This window comes from Novosphingobium lindaniclasticum LE124 (assembly GCF_000445125.1).
Lineage (GTDB): Bacteria > Pseudomonadota > Alphaproteobacteria > Sphingomonadales > Sphingomonadaceae > Novosphingobium > Novosphingobium lindaniclasticum.
The window spans coordinates 14,824-35,308 of sequence record NZ_ATHL01000019.1 but is presented as its reverse complement, the minus strand read 5'-3'; the positions used below and the strand labels follow the sequence as shown (position 1 = coordinate 35,308).

The following is a 20,485-nucleotide window of genomic DNA, read 5'->3' as shown; positions in this document are numbered from 1 at the left end:
GATCACCTTGCAAAAGAGGGGCGCAGTCATTAGCAGCCGGCCGCAAAGGCTAACACCTGCATGTCACGATACATGCCGTATCAAAGAGGATCGACGAGAATGCCGCAGATCATCGTCATCAATCAATCGGGCGACGAATCCACCGTTGAGGCTCTCGAGGGCCGCACTCTCATGGAAACGATCCGCGACAGCGGCTTCGACGAGCTTCTGGCGCTCTGCGGCGGTTGCTGCTCTTGCGCGACCTGCCACGTTCATATCGATCCGGCCTATGCCGACAAGCTGCCCGCCATGAGCGAAGACGAGAACGACCTGCTGGACAGCTCGGATCATCGCAACGAATATTCGCGCCTGTCGTGCCAGGTTCCGATCACCGCGGCGCTCGAAGGCTGCAAGGTCACGATCGCGCAGGAAGATTGAAGGATCGACCGTCGTCCCGGACTTGCCCGCTCCCGCGAAAGCGGAGGATCCGGGACGACGGATCGCTGGCCGAGGCGGCAGAGAAACCGCCGTTTTGAACGATAGGCGCGCAAATCATTTGCGCCATCCCGCCTGACTTCCTACCTGTGCCGCCATGACTGCACCGATCCCCCAGCGCGCCACTCTCGACCTCATCGGCAACACCCCGCTCGTCCTGCTCAAAGGGCCGAGCGAAGCGGCCGGCTGCGAGATCTGGGGCAAGTGCGAATTTGCCAATCCCGGCGCCTCGGTGAAGGACCGCGCGGCCCTGTGGATCGTCCGCGATGCCGAAGCCAAGGGGCTGCTGCAGCCCGGCGGCACCATCGTCGAGGGTACGGCGGGCAATACCGGCATCGGCATCGCTCTGGTCGCCAACGCGCTGGGCTACAAGACGATCATCGTCATGCCCGAGACCCAGTCGCGCGAGAAGATGGACACCCTGCGCGCACTGGGTGCCGAACTGGTACTCGTCCCTGCCGCACCGTTCTCGAATCCCGGCCACTTCGTCCACACGTCGCGCCGCCTCGCCGAAGAGACGCCGGGCGCGATCTGGGCCAACCAGTTCGACAATATCGCCAACCGCAAGGCGCACATCGAAAGCACCGCGCCGGAAATCTGGCAGCAGATGGAAGGCCGCATCGACGGCTTCACCTGCGCCGCCGGCACCGGCGGCACGATCGCGGGCACGGGCCTGGGCCTCAAGGCCTTCGACGAGAATGTGACCATCGCGCTCACCGATCCGCATGGCGCCGCGCTTTACAACTACTACGCCCATGGCGAACTCAAGGCCGAGGGCAATTCGGTCGCCGAGGGGATCGGGCAGGGCCGAATCACCGCGAACCTGGAAGGCGCGCCGATCGATACCCAATTCCGCATCTCGGACGAGGAAGGCCTCGAATGGGTGCGCCGCCTGCTGTCGGAAGAGGGGCTTTGCCTCGGCCTGTCCTCGGGCATAAACGTGGCGGGCGCCGTCGCGCTCGGCCGCAAGCTGGTGGCAGAAGGCAAGCCCGATGCCCGGGTGGCGACGATCCTGTGCGACACCGGCTTCCGCTACCTGTCCTCGCTCTACAATCCGGAATGGTTGAAGTCGAAGAACCTGCCCGTCTTCCCATGGCTGCAATCCTGAGGTAAACGGTCCGTCGATGGCAGGACACATTCCGCCTACTCAGGTCGGGCCCATGATGGTCGAACCGATCACCGCCCCGCAGCACTTCGTGCCGCCGACGGCGCGTGAATTGCGTTCGCAGGCCGTGCATCGGTTGCAGGTCGGGCTGTTCGGCCTTTGCGCCATGCTCCTGATCGTGGGCCTCGCGAACATCATCAACGATCGCACCCGTCTGATCGATACTACGGATCCGATTCAGCAGGTCGTCGCCGTCGATGCCAAGCCGAAGAAGGCCGCCAGCGATCCGCTCGCGGATATCGGCGTGGTGCCTGCGGCCGATCCCGTTCCCACGCCGGCGCCGGCTCCTGAAGCTACCGGGGTCACCGATGCCGAAGCGAGCGGCGTAGCCGGTCAGTAGGGATGCCGAATAGCGTGCGGGGTGCCTTCGCGCTGCTGGCGAGCGCGCTGGCGCTTGCGGCTTGCGGCGAATCAGGTGTTCCGCGTTCCACCCCCACTATCGGCCTTTACACCAGTCTGCCGATCGTCTGGGGCGAGAGCGGCGATATCCGCGAACTGTTGGCGGACGAGCGGCCGCAGCATTGGGCGCTCGCGGCCCTGACCTCCGCCGGGACCCTGACTCCCTTGGACACGCTGGCCGATGCGAGTGGCAACCTGCCGCTTCCTCGGGACGGGCTGCTGGTCCTGGCCCAGCCGCGCCCGCTTACCCCGCAGGAGAACGTCGCGCTGGATCGCTGGGTACGGGAAGGGGGCAGTGTGCTGCTCTTTGCCGATCCCATGCTCACCGCGCCTTCCCGCTATGCACTGGGCGATCCGCGCCGTCCGCAGGACACCGTGCTGCTCTCGCCGATACTCGCGCGTTGGGGGTTGCGGTTGGAGTTCGACGACGCCCAGCCCGCCGATGAGCGCCTGGTCGCAACCGACTTCGGGGCGATACCGGTTGCGCTCGCCGGACGTTTCCGATTTTCGGGGAATTCCGGGGAGGGTGCCCTGCTTCCGGGAACTTCGGGGAAGAATGGGCCCGATCGGCACGGCGGCCTCGTAACGGGAAAAACCGGGATCATGGGGAAGGATGGGGATGCCGCCAGCCCATGCCATCTCATCGCAGACGGTATCGTCGCTCAGTGTGTCTCCGGGAAAGGGCGCATTTTGGCCATTTCCGACGCCGCTCTGTTCGAAGAGAGCGAAGATCGCGCGTCCCTCGACATACGCCGTAAGACATTGGCGTCATTGATGGCCCAAGCCCTAAGTGGGGATTGAGCGGGTAAGCGCGGAGCAAGCCCTGCCTGTGCCGAAAAACATCTGAAAATCAGCGTTCTTTGTAGTTGTGAGGCAGTTAACACGCTTCGGCGTGGGACAGTCCGTGCCGGAAATCCGAAGAAATCCGCCGGATAAATCGCGCTGATCCCCACATTTCCCTTTAATCCCCAAAATTCCCGCTATAAAAGCCATGTCAATCGGAATGGCTGAGTCTCGTCGTGTCCTCATCGCAGGACGCGGACCTTGCCGCGTGGCTGCGCGGCGGGGAGGGGGTCCGTCATGCCCGAGAAGCAACCTAGGGGCGAACAGGGATCATGGCTGGGCAGCCATTCATCTACAACGGACAGGGCTTCTCGCTGCTACGCGACAAGAACCGTTTCGTGCTGCCCAATGCATTTCGCGGCACCGTGCGCGAATCGAGCGGGAAAGACCTGCTCTGCCTGACCACCCATGACCGCTGGCCCTGCCTTGTCGGCTTCGGTCTCTCGCGCATCCAGGATTTCGAGCAGGAAATCCGCGAACAGCAGGAACTGGCCGTTCGCGCGGGCAAGGACTTCGACGCGGAAAAGCGCGCGGCGGACATCTACGCCTCCTACGAAGTGCCCTTCGACGGCAGCGGCCGTTTCGTCCTGCCTGAGGATCTGGCCGCCCTCGCCAACGTCTCCGACCAGCTCTACTTCCGCGGCAACGGCCGCTTCTTCACCGTGTGGAGCCCGGAAAACCTCAATGAAATGGACGACGGCTGGAAGGCGGCACAAACCGCCTGCCGCAGCCTGGCGGCCAAGGAACTTCAGAAAGCGTCGAAGAAATGAGCGCCTCTCGCACCATACCCGAGGGCGTTCCCCACGTTCCGGTGCTCCTTGAGGAGGTCGTCGCCGCCCTGAACCCCCAGGGCGGCGACGTCATCGTCGACGGCACCCTGGGCGCGGGTGGCTACACCCGACGCCTGCTCGATGCCGGCGCGACTGTCCACGCCTTCGACCGCGATCCCGACGCCATCGCCGCTATCGTGGATAACCGCGCGAAATGGCCGGAGCTGGACGCCAATCCGCCCCGCCTCGTGTTGCACGCCCGCCGCTTCTCCGAAATGGTCGCGAGCCTGGAAGAAGCCGGAGTCACGGGGGTGGACGGCGTCGTCATGGATATCGGTGTCTCCTCGATGCAACTCGACCAGGCGGAGCGCGGCTTCGCCTTCGGAGCCGATGGTCCGCTCGACATGCGCATGAGCCAGGCCGGGATGTCCGCCGCCGACTTCGTGAACGAGGCCGACGAGGCCCAGATCGCCGATGTGCTCTACCTCTATGGCGAAGAGCGCCAGTCGCGCCGCGTGGCCCGCGCGATCGTCGCCGCGCGCCCGATCGCGACGACCGGCGAACTGGCTGCCGTGGTGCGCAAGGCGGTGGGTTACAACGCGAACTACAAGGGAGCTTCCGCGCCGAAGGACCCGGCGGCGCGCAGCTTCCAGGCGATCCGTATCCACGTGAACGGAGAGCTGGACGAACTCGATGCCGGGATGGAAGGGGCCGAAACCGTGCTGCGCGCCGGGGGGCGGCTGGCGGTGGTGACCTTCCACAGTCTCGAGGATCGCAAGGTGAAGCGCTTCCTGCGCGACGCCGCCGGGCAGGCGCAGAGCACGTCGCGGCATCTGCCGCAACTGGGCTCCGGCCCGCAGGCGACGTTCGAACGGGTGGCCAAGGCCGTGCGGCCGGGGGAGGCGGAACTCGCCGCCAATCCCCGTTCCCGATCCGCAACCCTGCGCGCCGCCGTGCGAACGCAAGCCCCCCCAAGAGTATCTGGCCCAAGAACAGCGGTCCACGAAGGCCGTAAAGACCCCAGGAGTGCCCCATGAACCTCACTCGCGATCGCGTCCATTCGATTGGGTGGATTTCCGTGCTGCTGGTCTGCGGGGCGCTGACGATCGGCCTGACCTTGCGCGTCAACGCGGTGAAGAGCCAGGTCCACGACGCCGAAAAGCGGATCGTCTGGGTGCAGCAGGACATCAACTTCCTGGAGACCGAGTTCCAGACCCGCTCGAACCAGCAGGCGCTCAAGGAACTCAACGAGGTCGAGTTCGGCTACAAGGCGCCGACCGCCGCGCAATATATCGAAGGTGAGCGCCAGCTTGCCGCGCTGGGCATGCCGGTGGGGCCGGGTGCCCCTGCGCCGATCCGCTACGCCAATGCCGAGACGGCCGGCGAGGAGGGCCAATCCGATAACGGCGGGCTCCTGGCGATGGTTTCGCCGGTGAGCGGTGCGAACGCCGCTGCGCAGCCGGAGGCCAAGGGCACCGGCGGCAGGAATCGCGATCCGGAGCGTGACCAGATGGCGCGCGACGCCGCAGCGCTGGGCAGCCGCCTGGCGCGGATCGAAGTGGCGGAGGCCGCCCAGCAGTGAACGCTCCGGCCTTCCCAATCGGAGCGGTCCCCACCACGGTTTCGACCGGCCGGCGCAAGCTCTTCAACGTCCGGCAGCAATCGCTGCTGGTCGCGAAGATGCGCACGCTCTGGATCCTGGGCGTTTTCACGCTGATCGGGCTCCTGGCGTTCTTTCGCGTCATCTACCTGGGCGTGACCGGACCTTCGGTGCGCGGCGGCGACCTGTCGGACCTGCTGGTGCCCCAACGCGGGGAAATCGTCGATCGCAACGGTGTGCCGCTGGCGCGCGAGTTCCGCACCTACTCGCTGTGGTTCAACCCCAAGGCGATGAGCGAAGGCTCGTCGCTGATCCACACACCTGCCGAAGTCGCCAGCGGGCTGATCCGCATCTTCCCCGATCTCGACCGCGCCGAACTGATCGCCAAGCTCTCGTCCGACAAGCCCGGCTATCTGCGCAAGTCGATCCTTCCAGAAGATGCCAACAAGGTCCATGCGCTGGGCGAACCGGCGCTGGAATACCCGCAGGAAGCCACGCGCTTCTATCCCCAGGGCTCGATGGCGGCCTCGGTGCTCGGCTATGTGGATACCTTCGGCAAAGGCCAGGTCGGCATGGAGCAGGCTTTCGACAAGCAGCTCACCAGCCCCGAAGGCCGCGCGCAGCCCTCCACGCTGTCGATCGACTTTCGCGTGCAGAGCGCGCTGGAAGACGAACTGGGCAAGGGCATGGCGCTCAGCAAGGCCAAGGGCGCGGCGGGCGTGATCCTCGACGTGGACACCGGCGAGATCCTGGCGCTGGCCTCGTTGCCCTCGTTCGATCCCAACCACGTGCAGCCCAGCGACCTCGTGATCACCGAGGAGCAGGCCAAAGCCGGCGACGTCCCGCGCGGCTTCAACCGCGTCACCAACCAGGTCTACGAACTCGGCTCCACCTTCAAGCCGATCACCGTCGCGGCCGCGCTCGATGCCGGTACGATCACCGACTTGCGCCGCCGCTGGCCGGCTACGCCGCTTCATGTCGGCAGGTTCACGATCCATGACCTGCACAACTACGGCAGCTCGCTGAACGTGCTGGAAACTCTGATCCATTCGTCCAACACCGTCACTGCCCATATCGCCGACGAACTCGGCGGTGCCCGGCTCAAGAAGACGATGGAATCGCTGGCGATGAACCAGCGGCCCTATGTCGAGCTGCCTGCGCGCGGTTTTCCGCTCTGGCCGCGCGGCGAATGGCCGCGCCTGCGCACGATGACGGTCGCCTATGGCCACGGTATCGCCGTTACCCCGCTGCACCTCGCGTCCGCTTACGCCTCGCTGGTCAACGGCGGCATCTGGCGTCCAGCGACGCTCAAGAAGCTGGAGCCCTCGCAAGTCCCGGACGGACGCCGCGTGTTCACCGCCGCCACCAGCGCCCGCATGCGCCAGCTGCTGCGTATGATCGTGTCCTATGGCACCGGCCGCAAGGCCGACGCGCCGGGCTTCCGCGTCGGCGGCAAGACCGGGTCGGCCGAAAAGCCGGGTGCAGGGGGCTATCGCAAGCACTCGCTCGTGGCGACCTTCGCGGCGGCATTCCCGATGGACCGCCCGCGCTACGTGGTCATCGCCATGATGGACGAGCCGCAGGGCACCGAGGCGACGTCGTTCCAGCGCACCGCGGCCTGGAACGCCGCGCCGGTGATCCAGCGCGTGGTCCCCCGCATCGGACCGCTGCTGGGCGTGATGCCCGACGAGACCCGCGACATCGACATTTCCGACCTCAAGCCGCTGATCCCGGCCGGAACCGCTGAAGAGTGAGCCTGAACGCATGAAATTGTCTGCCCTCTGCGCCGCTGCCGATGTTTCCTTCGCGGGTGCAGATTCCCATGTGACCGGCTTCGCCATCGATCACCGCAAGGTCGCACCGGGCACGATTTTCGGCGCATTCCGCGGCGCGAAGTTCAACGGCGAGGATTACATCGCCGCCGCCGTCGAGGCGGGCGCCATCGCCATTGTCGCCCATCCGGACGCCCAGGTCGAAGGTGCGGTTCACTTCGCCGATTCCGAGCCGCGCCGTCTCTTTGCGCGCCTTGCCGCGCCGTTCTTCCAGCCGGTGCCCGAGACCTTGGTGGCCGTGACCGGCACCAACGGCAAGACCTCCACGGTAGAACTGACCCGTCAGATCTGGCGCATGGCTGGCCAGCGCGCCGCCTCGATCGGCACCCTGGGCGTGACCACCAGCGACGAGACGGTCTTCACCGGCCTCACCACGCCGGATATCGTGACGTTCCTCGCCAACCTTACCGGCCTTGCCCGCGAGGGCGTCACCCATGTCGCCTACGAGGCGTCCAGCCACGGCCTTTCGCAGTTCCGCATCGAGGGACCGCGCGTTGCGGCAGCCGCCTTCACCAACCTCTCGCGCGACCATCTCGACTACCACGCCGACATGGACGACTATTTCGCGGCGAAGATGCGCCTGTTCGACGAAGTGGTCGTCGAGGGCGGCACCGCCGTGATCTGGGCCGACGATCCATGGTCCGACAAAGCCATCGCCCACGCGCAGCAGCGCGGGCTCAAGACGTTCACCGTGGGTGCCAAAGGCACCGAAATCCGCCTTTCGGGTCGCAAGCCGGGCGGACTCGGCCAGAAGCTGGAGCTCGAGCACGATGGGAAAACTTACGTGCTCGAGCTTCCGCTGATCGGTGCCTACCAGGCCGCCAATTCACTGGTGGCCGCTGGGCTGGTGTTGGCCAGCGGCGGTGAACCGCATGCGACATTCGATGCGCTGAAGCGGCTCGTCACCGTGCGCGGGCGACTGGAGCGCGCGGCAATTTCTTCGGTAGGCGCGCCGGTCTATGTCGACTATGCGCATACGCCCGACGCGTTGGAAGCGGCGATCGCGGCGCTTCGTCCGCATGTGGAAGGGCGCCTGATCGTGGTATTCGGCGCGGGCGGTGACCGCGACCAGGGCAAGCGGCCGGAAATGGGCCGTGTCGCCAGTGTAGGCGCGGACGTGGCGATCGTCACCGACGACAACCCGCGCGGCGAAGACCCGGCAGCGATTCGCGCCATGGTTCTCGCCGGGATGGGTGAAGGCGCGCGGGAAATCGGCGACAGGCGCGAGGCTATCGGCGCGGCCATCGCAGAAGCCGGACATGGGGACATCGTCCTCATCGCCGGCAAGGGGCATGAACAGGGGCAGATCATCGGCAGCGGCGACTCCGTGCGCGTCCTGCCATTCGACGACGTCACCGTGGCCAGGGAAATGTCTGGTCCGCAGGGAAGGTAGTGCGATGAATGCTGTAGCCCGGATCCTCGAATGGCCCCGTGATGTGGTCGAGGAAAACCCGCTTGCCCCGTGGTCTTCCGCGCTCTGGGATTCCGCCACGCTCGCGCGGGTGACGGGTGGCTCTGCAAGCAGCGACTTCACGGTATCCGGCGTCGAGATCGACAGCCGCGACGTCCAGGCCGGCGACTTGTTCTTCGCGCTCAAGGGCGAAACGATGGACGGCCATCGCTTCGTCGAAGGGGCCTTCGCGAAGGGTGCGGCGGCAGTCGTGGTCGACCGCCCGGTCGCGGGGCCGCACATCCTTGTCGCCGATACCACCCAGGCGCTGGAACAACTGGGTGCCGCCGCGCGCGAGCGGTCGCGCGGGCCGATCATCGGCGTGACCGGCTCGGTGGGCAAGACCGGCGTGAAGGAAGCGATCTTCGAAGCACTCGATCGCGCCAGCCGGGGCGATGCCCACCGTTCGGTCAAGAGCTACAACAACCATGTCGGCGTGCCGCTCAGCCTGGCGCGGATGCCGGCACGCGCCCGTTTCGGCATCTTCGAAATGGGCATGAACCACGCGGGCGAGATTGCCGCGCTGACGCGGCAGGTCCGCCCCAACGTGGCCGTCATCACCACCATCGCGCCCGCGCACATCGAGATGCTGGGCTCGATGGAAGCCATCGCCGATGCCAAGGCGGAGATATTCGAAGGCCTGGAAGCGGGCGGCACTGCCGTCATTCCCGCCGACAGTCCCTATTTCAACCGGCTGAAGGAAACGGCGCAGGCCGCCGGGGCCGAGGTCGTCTCGTTCGGCAAGGCGCGCGATGCCGACGTGCGGCTGCTCGACGCGGTTCCGGCGATCGGCGGTGGCTCGCTGGTGACCATCGACATGGGCGACCGCCGCGTCTGCTACACCGTCGCGGCGCCGGGTGAGCATCATGTCATCAACTCGCTTGCGGTCATGGCCGCGGTGCGGGCGGTCAAGGGAGACCTGGGCGCCGCAGGGGTGGCGCTTGCCGAAATGGGCGGGCTGCCCGGGCGCGGCGCGCGGCTTCAGGTCGACGTTCCCGGCGGCAAGGCGCTGCTGATCGACGAGAGCTACAACGCCAATCCCGCCTCCATGCGGGCGACGCTGGAGCAGCTGGGCCGCACGCCTGCGCACCGGCGCATCGCCGTGCTCGGTGCGATGAAGGAGCTGGGCAGTCACGGCCCCGACTACCACGCTGCCCTCGCCGGTCCGATCGGCGAGGCGGGGGTCGATTTCGCCGTGCTGGTGGGCGAAGAAATGGCGCCGCTTGCACAGGCTTTGACGCAGGCCCTTGAAGGGCGTGGGAATTCCGGGGAACTGGGGAAATCCGCTGGTCTTCCGCTTGGCAAAGCGGTGCCCTTCGCGCATTGCCTCACTGTGCGGGAAGCTATCGACGCACTGCGCGAATTCGGTCTCGAACGGGATGATGTCATCCTTGTGAAGGGCTCCAATTCGGTGGGTCTGGCTTCCCTGGTGAACGCGCTCGACAAACAGGAAGGGTAGGGGGAAACCCCGCAAGATGCTGTATCTCATCGCAGATTGGTTCCACTACGAGGGGCTGTCCAACCTCTTCCGCTATCAGACGTTCCGTTCGGGCGCGGCACTGATGACGGCGCTCGGCCTCGGCCTGCTGATCGGGCCGCGCTTCATCAACATGCTGCGCGTGCGCCAGGGCAAGGGCCAGCCGATCCGTGAGGACGGCCCGCAGAGCCACCTCGCCAAGCGCGGTACACCGACCATGGGCGGCCTGATGATCCTGACCGCGCTGGTCAGCTCGATGATCCTGTTCATGGACGTGACCAATCCCTTCGTCTGGGCCTGCATCGCGGTGACCGTGGGCTTCGGGATCATCGGTTTCCTCGACGACTACGACAAGGTCGCCAAGCGCAGCACCGCCGGACTCTCCAGCAAGCTGCGCCTGGCACTGGAGTTCGTGGTGGCGGGCATCGCCTCGTACATCATCGTCAGCCAGCTCAATACCAACCTCTATGTGCCGTTCCTCTCGGGCCGCTACATCCCGCTCGGGCCGTTCTACTACGTCTTCGCGGCCTTCGTGATCGTCGGCGCGGGCAACGCGGTGAACCTGACGGATGGGCTTGACGGACTGGCGACGATGCCGGTGATCATCGCCGCAGGCACGTTCGCGATCATCTGCTACCTCGCCGGCCGCGTCGACTACGCCAATTACCTCGGCATTCCGCATGTCCCGCGCGCGGGTGAACTGGCCGTGTTCTGCGCCGGGATCATCGGCGCCTGTCTGGCCTTCCTCTGGTTCAACGCGCCGCCCGCCGCCGTCTTCATGGGCGACACCGGCAGTCTGGCGCTGGGCGGCGCGCTCGGCGCCATCGCCGTCGCCGCGCACCACGAGATCGTGCTGGCCATCGTCGGCGGCCTCTTCGTGCTGGAAGCGGCCTCGGTGATCATCCAGGTGTTCTGGTTCAAGCGCACTGGCCGCCGCGTGTTCCGCATGGCGCCGATCCACCACCACTTCGAGCAGAAGGGCTGGAAGGAATCGACCGTCGTGATCCGCTTCTGGATCATCTCGATCGTCCTCGCCGTTATCGGCCTCTCCACCCTCAAGCTGCGATAAGGAGAGCGCGACGGTGATCGTCTCCCCCGCCTTTGCCGGAAAGCGCTACGCGGTTCTCGGACTCGCGCGCTCCGGCCTCACAGCGGTCGAGACGCTGCTCGCCAGCGGCGCCCATGTCATGGTGTGGGATTCGCGCGAGGAACCGCGCCAGGCCTTCTGCGCGCGGCGCCATGAGGAAAGCATCGAAGTCGCCGACCCGGTCACTGCCGACCTGACCGGCTATGACGGCCTGGTCGTCTCGCCGGGCGTGCCGCTCAACACCCACCCGGTGGCCGAGGCTGCGCGTCGCCAGGGCGTGCCTGTGATCGGCGACATCGAACTCTTCGCTCTCGCGCGCGAAAGCCTGCCCGCCCACCGCGTCGTCGGCATTACCGGCACGAATGGCAAATCGACGACGACGGCGCTCGTCCACCATCTGCTGGAAAGCGCCGGCGTTCCCACGCGCGTCGGCGGCAATATCGGCGTACCGGTGCTGGGCGAAGAGCCGCTGCCGGAGGGCGGCGTCTACGTGCTCGAACTTTCCAGCTACCAGATCGACCTGACCCGCAGTCTCGATTGCGACGTGGCGGCGCTGCTCAACGTGACGCCCGATCACCTCGATCGCTACGAGGGTTTCGAAGCTTACGCGGCCTCCAAGGCGCGCCTTTTCGCGATGCAGGATGCCGAGCGGCCCGCCGTGTTCGGCACCGGCGACCGCGAGACGTCGGACATCGCCAAGGCCGAGGAAGCGCGCCGTGCTCCGGGTGCGGTGCGCCGGGTGGACGGCCGCGATCTGGCTGACCTTCAGAAGGACTGGCCTTCGTTGCAAGGCCCTCACAACCTCCAGAACGCCGCCGTGGCCGTCGCCATCGTCGAGGCGCTGGGAATTTCCGCCGATCAGTGGCAGCCTGCGCTGCGCACCTTCAGCGGGTTGCCGCACCGAATGGAGCGCGTGGCCGAGGCTGGCGGCGTGCTCTACATCAACGACAGCAAGGCGACCAACCCGGCCTCCACCGCACCCGCGCTGGCCGCGTTCCCGCCCGCGCCGGAGCCGCGTATCCACTGGATCCTCGGCGGCTTGCCCAAGGGCGACAATCTCGACGAATGCGTGCCGTTCTTCGGCAATGTCGCCGCCGCCTACACCATCGGTGATGCCGGTGCGCGCTTCGCGGAGATCCTTGCCCCCTACACGGAGGTTCACCGCAGCGAGATGATGGCCGAGGCTATTCGCGATGCGATGACCCGCGCTCGCCCGGGCGATGTCATCATGCTTTCGCCCGCCTGCGCCAGCTTCGATCAGTTCCGCGACTACGAGGCGCGGGGGCTGGCATTCCGCCAGATCGTAGAGGCCCTGCTCGAACTGCATGGCGGGGAGCAGAATGAGCAGCCTGGCCTGGGCGAAGACGGGGTGAAGCACTGATGGCCACTGCCGCACCCGGGACACAGCCCGCCAACGTCCGCTACAACCGCAACCGTCGCGGGCAATTGGCGATCTGGTGGCAGGAAATCGACCGCACCGTGCTGGCGGTGGTCCTGATCCTCATGGGGATCGGCGCCGTGGCGGTCGCCGCAGGTTCTCCCGCCAGCGCCCGGCGCCTGTCCACCGCGCATGAGAAGCTATCGCAGCTTCACTTCTTCTGGCTGCATCTGCGCTGGCAGTTCGTGGGGCTTTGCGCGATGTTCTGGGCCTCCAGCCTGTCGAAGGACAGCGCGCGGCGCGTCGGCATCCTGATCGCCGCGGTCATGCTGGTGGGACTGGTGCTGGTGCCGGTGGTCGGCTCCGAAGTGAACGGCGCGCGGCGCTGGTTGAAGCTGGGAATCTCTATCCAGCCCTCGCAGTTCCTCGGATCGGGCTTTCCGATCCTGCTCGCCTGGATCCTCTCCTGGCGCGCGCGCGACCCGCATATTCCGGTAGTAGCGATCTGCTTCTGCCTTATGGGGTTCCTCGGCGCGTTGCTGATGGCGCAGCCGGACTTCGGCTCGACCATGCTGTTTTCGGGCACCTTCTTCGTGATGATCCTGCTGGCAGGCATTCCCCTGAAGCGCATCGGCATGTTCGCCGGCCTGGGCGTCGCGGGTATCGTCCTGATGTATTTCACCTACGATAACGGCCGCAACCGCATCGACTCGTTCCTCTCGGGAGGCAACGCCTTCGACCAGGTGGACCTTGCCCAGCGTACGCTGCTGAACGGCGGATGGTTCGGGCAGGGCTTCTGGATGGGCGCGCGCAAGATGGCGCTGCCCGAAGCGCATACCGACTACATCTTCTCCGTCATCGGCGAGGAGTTCGGCCTGATCGCCTGCATGATCATCGTCATGATCTACCTGGCCCTGCTGACGCGGGTCATGCTGCGCCTGGTGGAAGAGGAAGACCTCTTCACCGTGCTCGCCGCGTCCGGCATCGCCTCGCAGTTGGGCGGGCAGGCCTTCATCAACATCCTGGTCAACCTCCAGCTCTTCCCGTCCAAGGGCATGACCCTGCCGCTGATCAGCTACGGCGGGTCCTCCACGGTGGCCATGTGCATGACCGTGGGACTGCTGCTGGCGATCACGCGCCGCAATCCGTTCATCAAGCGCGAGAAGTTCTCGCTCCGCGCCGTTGGAGACTTTTCTTCATGAGTTCGGCCGTAAAAGGCTCGGTAAGCCGTCACTACGTCCTCGCTGCAGGCGGGACGGGCGGGCACCTCATCCCCGCCTTCGCGCTCGCCGCCGAGCTGGACCGGCGCGGCCACCACGTCGCGCTCATCACCGACGAGCGCGGCGCCGGAATCCCCGGCAAGCCCGACTATGTGCCTGCCCACGTCCTGCCGCCCGGCCGCATCGCCGGCAAGAATCCGCTGAACTGGCTCAGGGGCCTGAAAGGCATCCTGTCCGGCCGGAGCATGGCACTGCGCCTGTTCGAAAGCTTCCAGCCCACCGCCGTGGTCGGTTTCGGCGGCTATCCCGCGCTGCCGACCATGCTGGCGGCGAACGCCGCGAAGATCCCGACGATCCTGCATGAGCAGAACTCGGTGCTCGGCCGGGTGAATCGCTATTTCGCGGGCAAGGTGAACGCCATCGCCACGGCCTTTGCGCAAGTGGACCGGCTCGATGCGAAATATGCCGACAAGATCACGCTCGTCGGCAATCCGGTGCGTGACGAAGTCCTGGCCCTGCGCGAGGCGCCGTTCCCCGAATTCGGCGAGGACAGCCTGCTGCGCATCCTCGTGACCGGCGGCAGCCAGGGCGCGCGCGTGCTCTCCGAAGTCGTGCCGGACGGGCTCGCCATGCTGCCCCCGGCGCTGCGCTCGCGGCTTCAGGTGATCCAGCAGTGCCGCCCCGAAGACATCGAGGCCGTGCGCGCCCGCTATGCCGGGCACGGCATCCCCGCCGAACTTGCGACCTATTTCGAGGACATGGCGGAGCGTCTTGCCGGGGCGCATCTCTTCATCGGCCGCTCGGGCGCCTCTACCATCGCGGAGCTCACCGCCGTCGGTCGTCCCGCGATCCTGATCCCGCTGCCGATCGCCACCGACGACCACCAGGCCGCCAACACGCGCGAGATCGTCGCGGCGGGCGGCGCGCGCGCGATCCGTCAGGAAAGCTTCACCGCGACCACGCTCGCGAAACAGATACAGGCCATGGCCCAGCACCCCGAAACCCTTGCCAATGCCGCCCACGCCTCGTGGAACTGCGGTTATCCCAATGCCGCCAGCGATCTGGCCGACCTCGTCGAGAGCTTCGGCGCCGCGCCGATCATGGACGTGATCCGCATGGAAAAGGCCATGCCCGCCAAGGGCGGCGAGGCGCTCGCCAAGAGCAAGCTCGCGAAGGATTCGGTTCAGTGAGGGGCGTCGGCACCGACATCGGCACGATCCACTTCGTCGGCATTGGCGGCATCGGCATGTCCGGTATCGCGGAGGTGATGCACAACCTCGGCTATTCGGTGCAGGGCTCCGACATTGCCGAGGGCTATGTGGTCGAAGGCCTGCGCGAACGCGGGATCAAGGTCATGATCGGCCAGGCGGCGGAGAACGTCGAGGGCGTGGCCGTGGTCGTCACCTCGACCGCCGTGAAGCGCGACAATCCCGAAGTCGTCTACGCGCTCGAAAACCGCATCCCCGTGGTCCGCCGCGCCGAGATGCTGGCCGAGCTGATGCGCCTCAAGAACACCGTGGCCGTGGCCGGTACGCACGGCAAGACTACCACGACCTCGATGGTGGCGGCGCTGCTCGATGCGGGCGGGGTCGATCCCACCGTCATCAATGGCGGCATCATCAATTCCTACGGTTCGAACGCGCGCCTCGGCGCTTCGGACTGGATGGTGGTGGAAGCCGACGAAAGCGACGGTTCGTTCCTGCGTCTCGACGGCACGATCGCCGTCGTCACCAATATCGATCCCGAGCACCTCGACCATTACGGTTCGTTCGACAAGGTGAAGGATTCCTTCGTCGAATTTATCGAGAACGTGCCGTTCTACGGCGCGGCGATGCTCTGCATCGACCACCCGGAAGTGCAGGCGATCATCCCCAAGGTCCGCGACCGCCGGGTGGTCACTTACGGGTTCTCGGCACAGGCAGACATCCGTGGCGAGAACGTCACGCCGATCCCCGGCGGCAACCGTTTCGACGTGGCCCTGCGCCAGCGCGACGGTTCCTTCCGCCGGATCGAAGGCATCGAACTGCCGATGCCGGGCCGCCACAACGTCCAGAACGCGCTCGCCGCCGTAGGCGTGGCGGTGGAGATGGGCTGCTCGGAAGAGTGCATCCAGACCGGCTTCTCGAAGTTCGGCGGCGTGAAGCGCCGCTTCACCAAAGTGGGCGAGATCGAAGTCGAGGGCGGAACCGTAACCGTGATCGACGATTACGGGCACCATCCGGTCGAGATTCGCGCCGTGCTCGCCGCCGCGCGTGAGGGCGTGAAGGGCCGCGTCATCGCCGTGGTCCAGCCGCACCGCTTCACGCGCCTGCGCGATCACATGGAAGACTTTGAAGGCGCGTTCAACGATGCCGACGTGGTCTATGCCGCCCCGGTCTATGCGGCAGGCGAGCAGCCGATCGAAGGCGTCGATTCCGCGCAGATGGTCTCGGGCATGAAGGCGCGCGGACACCGCTCGGCGCAAGTCGTTGCCGGGCCAGACGCCCTTGCCGAGGCGCTCGCGACCTCGATCCAGCCGGGCGACATGGTCGTCTGCCTCGGAGCGGGCGACATCACCAAGTGGGCCGCCGGGCTGGCGGATGCGATCCGGGCGCGGAGGGCCGCTTGAGCGAAGCCGCGCACCTTCCGCAGGTCTCCGGCAAGCTGAAAGCCGATGCGCCGCTGGCCCCGCTCGTCTGGTTCAAGTCGGGCGGCGCGGCGGAGTGGCTGTTCGAGCCGAAGGATCTGGCCGACCTGCAAGGATTCCTGCGCGATCTCGATCCCTCGGTTCCGGTCATGGCGCTTGGCCTCGGCTCCAATATGATCGTGCGCGACGGCGGCGTTCCCGGTGTGGTGATCCGCCTGGGCAAGGCTTTCGCGAAAGTCACCTTCGTCGATGACGTCACGCTGGAATGCGGCGGCGGGGCCAGCGGCATTCTCGTCTCCTCGACCGCGCGCGACAACGGCATTGCCGGTGTGGAATTCCTGCGCTCGATTCCCGGCACCGTCGGCGGCTTCGTGCGCATGAACGGCGGCGCCTATGGCGGTGAGGTCAAGGATATCCTGATCGATTGCGACGTGGTGCTGCGCGACGGTTCGCTGGTCACGCTGGGCAATGCCGACCTCGGCTATACCTATCGCCATTCCGAATTGCCTGAAGGCGCCGTGGTCGTCGCCGCGCGCTTCAAGGGGCGCCCCGGAGAACCGGAGGCGATCCAGGCCGAGATGGACCGCATTTCCGCCAGCCGCGAGGCCAGTCAGCCGCTGCGCAGCAAGACCGGCGGCTCCACCTTCAAGAACCCCGAGGGCCACAAGGCCTGGCAACTCGTGGACGAAGCCGGTTGCCGGGGGCTGACTCTCGGCGGCGCGCAAGTGAGCGAGAAGCACACCAACTTCCTGCTCAACGTCGCCGACGCCACCAGCAGCGATATCGAGGCCCTGGGCGAAGAAGTACGCCGCCGGGTCAAGGAAAAGTCGGGCGTGACGCTCGAATGGGAAATCCAGCGGGTCGGACGATCCGTAGACAAGAAGTGAGTTGACGCAGTGACCCTCTCCAAACTCCACGTCGCGGTCCTGATGGGCGGTTGGTCGAACGAACGGCCGGTCTCGCTGATGAGCGGCGAGGGCGTGGCCAAGGCGCTCGAGTCCAAGGGCCACAAGGTCACCCGCATCGACATGGACCGCGATGTCGCGCTGCGTCTGTCGGAAGCCAAGCCGGACGTCGTGTTCAACGCGCTCCACGGCGCGCCGGGCGAGGACGGCACGGTGCAGGGCATGATGGACCTGATGGGCCTCACCTACACCCATTCGGGCCTCGCCACTTCGGTGATCGCCATCGACAAGGAACTGACCAAGCAGGCGCTCGTCCCCCACGGCATTCCCATGCCCGGTGGCCGCATCGTCGAGAGCGCGACGATCCACGAGCGCGATCCGCTGCCGCGTCCCTATGTGCTGAAGCCCGTCAACGAGGGGTCGTCGGTCGGCGTCGCCATCGTCACCGACGAAGGCAACTACGGCAATCCCATCGCGCCGGATGCCAAGGGCCCGTGGCAGGAATTCGACCGCCTGCTCGCCGAGCCGTTCATTCGCGGGCGCGAACTGACCACGGCGGTGATCGGTGATCGCGCGCTCCTGGTCACCGAACTCAAGCCCAAGTCCGGCTTCTACGACTTCGACGCCAAGTATACCGACGGCATGACCGAGCACGTCTGCCCGGCGGAAATCCCCGACGAGATCACGGCGGCCTGCAAGGATCTCGCCCTGCGCTCTCACCAGTTGCTGGGCTGCAAGGGCACCAGCCGCGCCGACTTCCGCTGGGACGACACGCAGGGCATCGAAGGTCTGTTCCTGCTGGAGGTCAACACCCAGCCGGGCATGACTCCGCTCAGCCTCGTCCCCGAACAGGCGCGCGCTTGCGGGATGGAGTACCCCGATCTCGTGGAAGCAATCATTGCGGAAGCGCTGGCAGACGCTGGAAAGGTCGCCAAGGGGGGCAAATGAGCCAGACGATCCGGCGCAAGCCGAAGACAGCGCGAAAGGCCGCAGCGGCCCAGAACACCAAGGCGAAAGTGCGTCAGGCCAAGGCGACCAGCGGCACTGCCGTCGATACGGTGATGAGCTGGCTGCCCTTCACCGAGGAGCACCTTCACAAGATCTTCCTCGTCGCCATCCTCGGCGGCGCGGGGCTGCTCGTCTGGGTCGTGGCCAATGCGGCAGGCGTGCCGATGCTGGCGGGCAAGCAGTTCGCGCAAGTCGCCGCCAATGCCGGGTTCGAGGTGAAGCGCGTCGAAGTGCGCGGGGTGAAGAATCTCAACGAGTTGAAAGTCTACGAGAAAGCCCTCGCAGAGCGCGACCGGGCAATGACCCAGGTCGATCTCGACGGGCTGCGCGGCGAACTGCTCGGCCTCTCGTGGGTCAAGGATGCACGCGTTTCAAGGCAACTTCCCGACACGCTGGTGATCGATATCGTCGAGCGCGAGCCGCATGCCGTGCTGCGCAAGGCTGATCGTTTCATGCTGATCGACGAGACCGGGCAGGAACTCGAAGCGATCAACCGCAAGGACGCCAAGGGCAAGCTGATCGTCTCCGGCCCTGGGGCGGGCCAGCAGGTGACGCAGCTTGGCCACTTGCTGGAAGCCGCGCCCGCGCTTCAGCCGAAAGTGCAGGAAGCCGAATGGATCGGCAACCGTCGCTGGAATCTGACGTTTCAGACCGGGCAGGTGCTGGCGCTGCCGGAAGGCGATACCGAATCCGCCAGCGCGCTGGTGACTTTCGCGCGGCTCGACGGCACCAACCGGCTGATCGGCGGCAAAGTGACGGCTATCGACATGCGGGCGAAGGACCGGATCTACTTGCGGGTGCCGGACGGCGAAGGACAGGAATTGGCAATGAAGGCGGGGGCAGTGCCGCATACGGGGACAGAAGCGAGCGGGGCCACGGCCGCCACCACTGCCGTCGCGGCGGAGGAGCAGTAATGGCGCCGCCGCGCATCACCCGCGTCTTCGGCGCGGTCAACATCGGCTCCTTCCGCATTTCCGCGATCGTCGCGGGCATGTCGGAGATGGGCGACATGATCGTGCTCGGCTCCGGCCATCGTGCCAGCCAGGGCATCAAGCGCGGCTATGTCACCGACATGGCGGCAGCGACTTATGCGGTGCGCGATGCCATCGACCGGGCCGAGAAGATGGCCGATACCAGCGTGTCCAAAGTCTGGATCGGCTGTTCGGGCGCAGGGCTCGCCAGCCGGATCGACCAGTTCGATGCCGAGATCGGCGGGCGCCGCATCGAGCAGGAGGACATCGATCAGCTGCTGATCTCGGCACGGGAAGTGATCCAGCCGGACGGCCGCATGGTGCTTCATGCGCAGCCCGCGCAATATCGCCTCGACGGCGCCCATGGCGTCGGCAATCCGACCGGCCTCCATGCCGAGCGGCTCGGCGTCGATATCCACATCGTGCTGGCCGACGGTGCGCCGATCCGCAATCTCACCGAGGCGGTGCAGTGCGCCCATCTGGAGGTCGAGGCGGTGGTCGGCTCGCCTATCGCGGCGGGGCAGGCCTGCCTCTCTCCCGAGGAGCGCGATCTCGGTGTCGCGCTGGTCGAATTCGGCGCGGAAGTCACCAATGTCGCGGTCTATTCGCATGGGCTCCTGATCGACATGATCTCGATCCCGATGGGTTCTGCGGACATCACCGACGCGGTCGCCTCCGCCTTCGGCATCCGTCGCTTCCAAGCCGAGCGCCTCAAGTGCGTCAACGGCTCGGCCATCGCCAGCCCGCACGATCACCGCGAGATGATTCCCGTCAATGCGCCGGGCGAGGAGGGCACCGGGCCGATCGCCCGCCACGCCGACGACAAGAACCGCATCCCGCGCGCGGAGTTGATCGGGGTGATCACCGGCCAGCTCGGCATCCTGATGGAAGAAATCAACAAGGCGCTCAAGTTGATGCGTTTCAACGCCCAGCGCGGCAAGCAGGTGGTCTTCACCGGCGGCGGCGCGGAGCTGGTGGGCCTGGCCGACTATGCGCAGGCCGCACTCGGGAAGCCGGTGCGAATCGGCCGGGTGCCGCATCTTTCCGGGCTCGCCGAAGCGCACGTGAAACCGGGCTTTTCCACGCTGGCGGGCCTCGTCCTCTACGCCGCCGCCGATCCCATCGACATCCGCACGTTCGGCAAGAACCGCCAGGGAACAGTTCGTTACAGCGGCTTGGGTGTCGTCAATCGCGTCTATAGAGCTTTGAGAGAATACTTTTGAGCACTTTGGCCAGTCGTGCAATTCCTGCGACGCGGACGCCGCAATTGGCGGGAATTG

General features: G+C 66.3%; 19 protein-coding genes. All 19 read left to right on the top strand.

The genetic code is table 11. The features are described 5' to 3' along the window. The first annotated feature begins 99 nt into the window (after positions 1-99). The 19 genes from L284_RS27275 to ftsA all read left to right on the top strand — a co-directional run bounded on the left by L284_RS27275 (position 100) and on the right by ftsA (position 20,428). On the top strand, positions 100-417 hold the full coding sequence (locus L284_RS27275) for a 2Fe-2S iron-sulfur cluster-binding protein (protein ID WP_021232442.1): 318 nt from the start codon (positions 100-102) through the stop codon (positions 415-417). A 154-nt stretch (positions 418-571) separates the two neighbouring features. Then, complete coding sequence (locus L284_RS27270; protein WP_021232441.1) at positions 572-1,582, top strand: cysteine synthase A; 1,011 nt, start codon at positions 572-574, stop codon at positions 1,580-1,582. Between the two features lie 52 nt (positions 1,583-1,634). Next, positions 1,635-1,979: a hypothetical protein gene (locus L284_RS27265; protein WP_021232440.1), complete on the top strand. Its 345-nt coding sequence runs from the start codon at positions 1,635-1,637 to the stop codon at positions 1,977-1,979. A 14-nt stretch (positions 1,980-1,993) separates the two neighbouring features. Then, on the top strand, positions 1,994-2,839 hold the full coding sequence (locus L284_RS27260) for a GldG family protein (RefSeq protein ID WP_235054264.1): 846 nt from the start codon (positions 1,994-1,996) through the stop codon (positions 2,837-2,839). Between the two features lie 314 nt (positions 2,840-3,153). After that, positions 3,154-3,651, top strand: a complete 498-nt coding sequence (locus L284_RS27255) for a division/cell wall cluster transcriptional repressor MraZ (RefSeq protein WP_021232438.1) — start codon at positions 3,154-3,156, stop codon at positions 3,649-3,651. After that, on the top strand, positions 3,648-4,688 hold the full coding sequence (gene rsmH, locus L284_RS27250; protein ID WP_021232437.1) for a 16S rRNA (cytosine(1402)-N(4))-methyltransferase RsmH: 1,041 nt from the start codon (positions 3,648-3,650) through the stop codon (positions 4,686-4,688). Before L284_RS27255 ends, rsmH begins: the two co-directional genes overlap by 4 nt. Then, complete coding sequence (locus L284_RS27245) at positions 4,685-5,233, top strand: hypothetical protein (protein WP_031341407.1); 549 nt, start codon at positions 4,685-4,687, stop codon at positions 5,231-5,233. The genes rsmH and L284_RS27245 overlap by 4 nt, the downstream gene beginning before the upstream one ends. Positions 5,234-5,331: 98 nt before the next feature. Beyond that, positions 5,332-7,005 carry a peptidoglycan D,D-transpeptidase FtsI family protein gene (locus L284_RS27240; protein WP_407635830.1) on the top strand — a complete coding sequence of 558 codons (1,674 nt, stop codon included), beginning with the start codon at positions 5,332-5,334 and terminating at the stop codon, positions 7,003-7,005. A 10-nt stretch (positions 7,006-7,015) separates the two neighbouring features. Further along, positions 7,016-8,476 carry a UDP-N-acetylmuramoyl-L-alanyl-D-glutamate--2,6-diaminopimelate ligase gene (locus tag L284_RS27235; protein ID WP_021232434.1) on the top strand — a complete coding sequence of 487 codons (1,461 nt, stop codon included), beginning with the start codon at positions 7,016-7,018 and terminating at the stop codon, positions 8,474-8,476. A 4-nt stretch (positions 8,477-8,480) separates the two neighbouring features. Then, positions 8,481-9,992: a UDP-N-acetylmuramoyl-tripeptide--D-alanyl-D-alanine ligase gene (locus tag L284_RS27230; RefSeq protein WP_021232433.1), complete on the top strand. Its 1,512-nt coding sequence runs from the start codon at positions 8,481-8,483 to the stop codon at positions 9,990-9,992. 16 nt (positions 9,993-10,008) lie between these two features. Then, on the top strand, positions 10,009-11,079 hold the full coding sequence (gene mraY / locus L284_RS27225) for a phospho-N-acetylmuramoyl-pentapeptide-transferase (protein WP_021232432.1): 1,071 nt from the start codon (positions 10,009-10,011) through the stop codon (positions 11,077-11,079). Positions 11,080-11,092: 13 nt separating this feature from the next. After that, positions 11,093-12,478, top strand: coding sequence for a UDP-N-acetylmuramoyl-L-alanine--D-glutamate ligase (gene murD, locus L284_RS27220; RefSeq protein WP_021232431.1), 1,386 nt, complete (start codon positions 11,093-11,095; stop codon positions 12,476-12,478). Then, on the top strand, positions 12,478-13,677 hold the full coding sequence (locus tag L284_RS27215; protein WP_021232430.1) for an FtsW/RodA/SpoVE family cell cycle protein: 1,200 nt from the start codon (positions 12,478-12,480) through the stop codon (positions 13,675-13,677). The genes murD and L284_RS27215 overlap by 1 nt, the downstream gene beginning before the upstream one ends. After that, complete coding sequence (murG, locus tag L284_RS27210; RefSeq protein WP_021232429.1) at positions 13,674-14,885, top strand: undecaprenyldiphospho-muramoylpentapeptide beta-N-acetylglucosaminyltransferase; 1,212 nt, start codon at positions 13,674-13,676, stop codon at positions 14,883-14,885. Before L284_RS27215 ends, murG begins: the two co-directional genes overlap by 4 nt. Continuing rightward, complete coding sequence (gene murC / locus L284_RS27205) at positions 14,882-16,303, top strand: UDP-N-acetylmuramate--L-alanine ligase (protein WP_021232428.1); 1,422 nt, start codon at positions 14,882-14,884, stop codon at positions 16,301-16,303. Before murG ends, murC begins: the two co-directional genes overlap by 4 nt. Next, positions 16,300-17,208: a UDP-N-acetylmuramate dehydrogenase gene (murB, locus tag L284_RS27200; RefSeq protein WP_031341406.1), complete on the top strand. Its 909-nt coding sequence runs from the start codon at positions 16,300-16,302 to the stop codon at positions 17,206-17,208. Before murC ends, murB begins: the two co-directional genes overlap by 4 nt. 9 nt (positions 17,209-17,217) lie before the next feature. Continuing rightward, positions 17,218-18,174, top strand: a complete 957-nt coding sequence (locus tag L284_RS27195) for a D-alanine--D-alanine ligase (protein ID WP_021232426.1) — start codon at positions 17,218-17,220, stop codon at positions 18,172-18,174. Then, positions 18,171-19,148 (top strand): cell division protein FtsQ/DivIB, encoded by a 978-nt coding sequence (locus L284_RS27190; protein ID WP_021232425.1) that lies wholly within the window; start codon positions 18,171-18,173, stop codon positions 19,146-19,148. The genes L284_RS27195 and L284_RS27190 overlap by 4 nt, the downstream gene beginning before the upstream one ends. After that, on the top strand, positions 19,148-20,428 hold the full coding sequence (gene ftsA / locus L284_RS27185; RefSeq protein ID WP_021232424.1) for a cell division protein FtsA: 1,281 nt from the start codon (positions 19,148-19,150) through the stop codon (positions 20,426-20,428). The genes L284_RS27190 and ftsA overlap by 1 nt, the downstream gene beginning before the upstream one ends. Positions 20,429-20,485: the final 57 nt, after the last annotated feature.